Below are 5475 nucleotides of genomic sequence, written 5' to 3' on the forward strand. Positions count from 1 at the left end.
CGCGATTCATCCCGAGAAAATCGCCGAGGTCGTCTGCCGCACCGCCGAGGGGCCGGTGCACCGTCTCTGGGAGCCGCTCAAGGAAAAACAGCGGCCGGTCAGCGGCTACGGCGCCAAGTTCGCCCTGCCCTACAGCATCGCGATCATTCTGGTCCGCGGCAAGGCGGGCCTCGCGGAGTTCTCGGACGAAGCGATCCGCGAGGAGGAAGTATTAAAGATCGCCGACAAAGTCCGCTACGAACTCGATCCGACGATCGACTATCCGCGACACCTGTCGGGCCACGTGAAAATCAAGTTGAGCGACGGCACTATCCTGGAAGAAAACCAGCCCTATCCGCGCGGCGGCTTCGAGCTGCCGCTGCCGCCCGAGGACATCGAAGAAAAATTCCGCGCCAACGCGAGCCTCGCGATCGCCGGCGAAAAGGCGGAAGAGATCGTTTCCACGGTCCGAGCACTGGAGACGCTGCCGAAGATCGAGACGCTGGCAGATCTACTCACCACCTGACAAGACCGCTTCGCGGTCCTCAATCCCGCGAGATGCCGGCCAAAGGACGGATGCCGACGACGCTGAAAAACAACTCCTGAAGCGAAACATCCTCCGACGGCCAGACTTCGCGGAAACGGTTGAATAGAACGAAATAGAAGAAGAGCCGGCAGGTTGCGGACAAGAGAAAAAGGCTCAGCAATGGGTAGCCTTGCAGCGGCGGCAGCTTGGTCGCGAGAAAGCCGCCGAGAGACGCGCCCAAAAAAATCGCAGCGCCGTTCATGACGTGAAAATAGCTGATGCAGCGGACGCGCTTTTGCGGCGTCACGGCGTCGTAGATAAAGTTCGTCGCGCAGAGCGTGAAGCCGCTCCACACGAATCCCGCGAACATCTGGATCACAGCGAGATAAAGCACGTTTCGCGACACAAGCCAAAAAAGCGGAACGAGGCAGGCGAAGAATCCGCTCAATCGGAGCACGCGGACGTTTCCGACAGCGTCGGCGTGCCGCCCCCACAACGGCAAGGCGATGAGTCCAGCCATGGCCGACAAGACTTGCAACACCATGTAAGTCAGATAGCTGAATTGAAGATCGCGCAACATAAATACGGCGAAAAAAGGCGCCGATAGGTATGCCGAGAAAGTCATCATGGCCGCGAACGCGACGAACTTGACGAAGTTGCTCTCGCGAAAGCGCGCGAGGAACATATAAAAAGTGAAGTCGCTGGCGGGGTCCCGCTTCTGCGGCACGTCTTTCATCCTGGCGATGTAGGCCGCGGAAACGAAGCGGGCCAGGGCGCCGGCCGCAAAAATAATCAAAAACCCGGCGACGGCGGAAAACTTTTCGGTCCAATACAAGAGCAGACCGGCCGCCACCATGCTGCCGACGTGCACCATGCCGAGTATCCGGTTGCGCCAGCCGAAATAACGCCCTCTTTTTCGATTGGGAATGTAGTCGGTCATGAGGCTGCCCCACGCCGGACCGGCCAGGGCGCCGCTCACGACAAAGAGCACGAGCAGGACTAGAAACAGCTCGACAGGGGAAGGGATATCAGCCCAAGCTAACAAAGCGATGCAAAATAGCAGCGCCGCTTGAATCGAAACCGTTCCGACGATCAGTTTCAAACGGCCGCCGAGCCGGCGGACCGCCTGCACCGCGAAGAGCTGGGAGAGCGAGCCGAAGAAGTTGGGCAGGCCACTGACCCAACCCACTTGTTGCGCCGTCGCGCCCAGAACCAGGGCGAACGGAATGAAATACTGGTCCGTCACGCCGCTCATGATGGACGCGAAAACGCCGTCCCTGAACGAGGCGCGGAGACTTTCCCTGACGGTTATTTTCTGCGAGCGCATTGCGTAGGCGGGAACGTGTAGTTAAAAAGACATGGTAGCGAACGGCCGCAATCATGTCCAGGAATACCTGGATGGGGCGCGGGAGTCACCCCCAATTGGCCACTGGAGTATCGCTCCGCTTAAATGTAGATTGTGGTCGAGAGGTGTGTTAGTGTGCGCCCCGAAATCGTCAAAGGAGGGTGGAATATGAAACAGTCTGTTGGTCTCTTAACAATCGCTCTTCTCTTAGTCTCGGCTTCCGGCTCTTTCGCACAAGACGCAGCCTTGGTCGATGCCGCGAAGAAGGAGAAGAAGGTGATCTGGTACACGTCTCTAGCGATCCCCTCTTCGACCGCGTTCGCGCACTTTTTCATGAAAAAATATCCGGAGATCGACGTCGAGGTCCATCGCGCAGGTTCCCAGCGCGTGCTGCAGCGCGTTATGCAGGAGGCGGATGCAGGCATCAAAAACGTCGACGTCGTCCATACTTCCGACGCGGGCCACTTTACCCTACTCAAGGATAAGGGACTGATCATGAAATACGTCCCAAAAAGCTCGGAACCCTTCCCGGCGGGGTTCAAGGATAGCGGCGGATACTACTACGGACTGCGGGCGACTCTGTCGGTCATCGCTTACAACCCCAAAATCATCGCCGACAAAGATGCCCCCAAGACGTGGAAAGATCTCTTGAACGCCAAGTGGCGCGGCAAGGAAGTGACGGCGCATCCAGGTTACAGCGGCATCATCATGACCCACGTCCTCGCGCTGGTGAAGCAGTTCGGCTGGGAATACTTCCAGGAGCTCGCCAAGAACAAGGTCCACATCACCCAGTCGGCGAACGATCCCGCCGGCGTGGTCGCCTCGGGAGAAAGGCCGGTCGGCGTCAACGGCGCCGAATATTTTTATTACAAGACGCTCAAGCAGGGTAACCCCTTAAAGATCGTCTATCCGAAGGAAGGCGTCCCCCTCGTGGTCTCGCCGACGGCGATCGCCGCGGCGGCGCCGCACCCGAACGCGGCCAAGCTGTTTACCGAATATATCCTGACCAAAGAAAGCCAGCAGGTGCTCGCCGACAAAGAAGGACTGTACACCGGTCACCCAGAAGTCACCTATCCCAAGGACAAGCCCTTGCTTAAAGACCTAAAGCTACTCACAGTCGACGCTGATGAGCTGCAAAAAAGAAACGAAGAAATAAAAAAGAGATTCACTGAGTTCTTCGGCGCGTAAAAAACGAAGCCGGGTCAATGCCTGTTTCTGAAACAACGACGGCAGAGACAATTCGGGAGGAGCGCGGCTTTAGCCTTCGAGGTTTCGATCCCACCCTGCCTGTCTGGATCGGGGCGGCGCTCTTCGTCGTCTTCTTGATGCTGATGCCGCTGGGCTCGATCTTTGTAACGAGCCTCTACAACGAATCCGGCCTGTCGCTCCGGAACTATCTCGACGTATTCACCGAGCCGGCCTACCTCAAGGCGATATGGAACACGCTCGTCATCTCGTTTTGGGTCGGGATGATCGCGGTCCTGATCGGCGCGCTGCTCGGCTGGCTTGTGACGCGGACCGATCTTCCCTTCAAACGGTCGGTTCGCGCGCTCGTCATGGCTTCCTTCGTGACGCCGCCCTTTCTCGGCGCGTTCGCCTGGACCTTGCTCGCCGGTCCCAACGCCGGGCTCCTCAACAACTGGTACCGCTCGCTGACGGGCACTGAAGGCGCCCTCTTCAACATCTTCACCATGGAGGGCCTGATCTTCGTCATGGCCATCTACAGCTTCCCCTACGTCTTTTCGATGATCGCCAACGTTTGCGAGCTGATATCTTCGGACTTGGAGGACGCGGCGAATATTCTCGGCGCGAACAAGTGGAAGATCGCTTTGACGATCACCCTGCCGCTCACGGCGCCGGCGCTGCTCGGCGGCTTTATCGTCGCGTTCCTGCATTCCCTATCTCTGTTCGGCGCGCCCGCCATCCTCGGGCTGCCGGCGGGCATCCACACGATCACGACGCAGATCTGGGCGTTCTTCCAGTACCCGCCGAGGCTCGATCTGGCGGCGGCGTTCTCCGTGCCGCTGCTGCTCGCGACCGTCGGCTTCATCGCCCTGCAAAAAAAGATGCTCGGCCGCAAGGGCTACAGCACCGTCGGCGGCAAGGGCGGACAGAAGCGGCTGCTGCGGCTGGGAAAGCTGCGCTACCCGGCGCTTCTTCTCGTGCTCGTCGTTCTCTCCTTCTCGGTCTTCCTCCCCTACTGGATTCTTCTGAAAGCCGCGCTGTCCAAGGCGTGGGCGATGCCGCTCACACTGGATAATTTCACCTGGGGAAATTTTTCCTTCGCCTTCTTCGAGTACAACGATACGCAGGCCGCCATCGTCAATACTTTCAAGCTCGGCATCCTGACCGCCACCGCCGGGACGCTCGTCGCCACCTTGCTCGCCTACATCACCAACCGCCAGCTTCTGCGCGGCTCGCGGTATCTCGTATTCTTCATCCTGGCACCGCTCGTGATTCCCGGCATCGTCCTCGCCGTCGGGCTCTTCATCGCTTACACGCGGCCGCCGATCGTTCTTTACGGCACCGTCTGGATCCTCTTCATCGCGTATCTCACGAAGGAGATGCCGATCGGCTATTCGCAGACCGAGAGCACGTTCAAGAGCATCCATCCGGAGCTGGAGGACGCGACGCGAATCATCGGCGCCAACCGCTTGCGCGCATTGAAGGACGTGACCGTGCCGCTGGCGCGCTCCGGTCTCATCGCGGCGTGGTCGTTTATCTTCATCGGCGTCATCCGCGAGCTCAGCGCGTCGATTCTACTATTCACGCCGAGCTCGAAGGTCGTCTCGGTGGTGATCTTCGACTTGAAGGAAGAAGGCCAGATCGGCGCGATCGCGGTGCTGGGCATTCTTCTCCTCGCCGTCTCGTTTCTCGTGATCCTTGCCGTTCAATGGCTCGTCGGCAGAGACGTCTTCATGGGCCGGGGAAGGGAATAGTTCTTGGCTACCGTCTCTCTCCGAGGATTGACCAAGCGGTTCACCGAGGCCGCGGCGGCGGTGAGCGATCTTACGCTGGAGATCGCCGACGGCGAGTTCGTCTCGCTGCTGGGACCGTCGGGGTGCGGCAAGACGACGACCCTCCGGCTCGTCGCCGGCTTTCTCTCACCCGACGCCGGCGAGATCCGGGTCGATCAGAAAGTCATCTCGTCGCCTTCGGTCATGATCCCGCCCGAGCGGCGCCACATGTCGATGATCTTTCAGACCTACGCCGTCTGGCCGCACATGACCGTTTTCCAGAACGTGGCGTACGGGCTGAAGCTCAAGAAGCTCGCGAGCGGCGACATCGCCAAAAAAGTGGACCGCATTCTCCGCCTGGTCCATCTGGACACGCTGGCGGAGCGTTATTCGGCGGAGCTTTCCGGCGGCCAGCAGCAACGCGTCGCGCTCGCGCGGGCGCTCGTGGTCGAGCCGCAAATCCTGCTGCTCGACGAGCCGCTCAGCAACCTCGACGCCAACCTGCGCGAGGAGATGCGCTTCGAGATCCGCCGGCTGCACGAAGAATTCCGCATCACGACGATTTACGTAACGCACGACCAGGCCGAGGCGATGGTGACGTCCGATCGGATCGCCGTGATGCATCTGGGAAAAATCATGCAGGTGGGAAATCCGGAGGAAATCTTCGA

General features: G+C 59.5%; 5 protein-coding genes. 4 read left to right on the forward strand and 1 reads right to left on the reverse strand.

The window, feature by feature from the left end; genetic code table 11:
* Positions 1–505 (forward strand): MmgE/PrpD family protein (locus VGL70_05620; GenBank protein HEY3302998.1); only part of this gene is annotated, 505 nt, incomplete at its 5' end.
* A 19-nt stretch (positions 506–524) separates the two neighbouring features.
* Here the strand turns inward: VGL70_05620 and VGL70_05625 are convergent.
* The gene (locus VGL70_05625) at positions 525–1760 is read right to left on the reverse strand and encodes an MFS transporter (GenBank protein HEY3302999.1); all 1236 of its coding nucleotides are present in this window, start codon (positions 1758–1760) and stop codon (positions 525–527) included.
* A gap of 258 nt (positions 1761–2018) precedes the next feature.
* On the opposite strand from VGL70_05625, the gene VGL70_05630 reads away from it, so the two are divergent.
* The 3 genes from VGL70_05630 to VGL70_05640 form a co-directional block, all read left to right on the forward strand.
* Positions 2019–3038: an extracellular solute-binding protein gene (locus VGL70_05630; GenBank protein HEY3303000.1), complete on the forward strand. Its 1020-nt coding sequence runs from the start codon at positions 2019–2021 to the stop codon at positions 3036–3038.
* Positions 3039–3055: 17 nt separating this feature from the next.
* On the forward strand, positions 3056–4789 hold the full coding sequence (locus VGL70_05635) for an iron ABC transporter permease (GenBank protein HEY3303001.1): 1734 nt from the start codon (positions 3056–3058) through the stop codon (positions 4787–4789).
* A gap of 3 nt (positions 4790–4792) precedes the next feature.
* A partial coding sequence (locus VGL70_05640; protein ID HEY3303002.1) for an ABC transporter ATP-binding protein occupies positions 4793–5475 on the forward strand: 683 nt, incomplete at its 3' end.

The organism is Candidatus Binatia bacterium (assembly GCA_036504975.1).
Classification (GTDB): Bacteria; Desulfobacterota; Binatia; order UBA9968; family UBA9968; genus JAJPJQ01.

Bases quoted from the DNA above. Each gene is read 5' to 3' on its own strand.
- VGL70_05635 (HEY3303001.1), top strand. From the start codon at position 3,056: ATGCCTGTTTCTGAAACAACGACGGCAGAGACAATTCGGGAGGAGCGC.
- VGL70_05625 (HEY3302999.1), bottom strand. From the start codon at position 1,760: ATGAGCGGCGTGACGGACCAGTATTTCATTCCGTTCGCCCTGGTTCTG.
- VGL70_05630 (HEY3303000.1), top strand. From the start codon at position 2,019: ATGAAACAGTCTGTTGGTCTCTTAACAATCGCTCTTCTCTTAGTCTCG.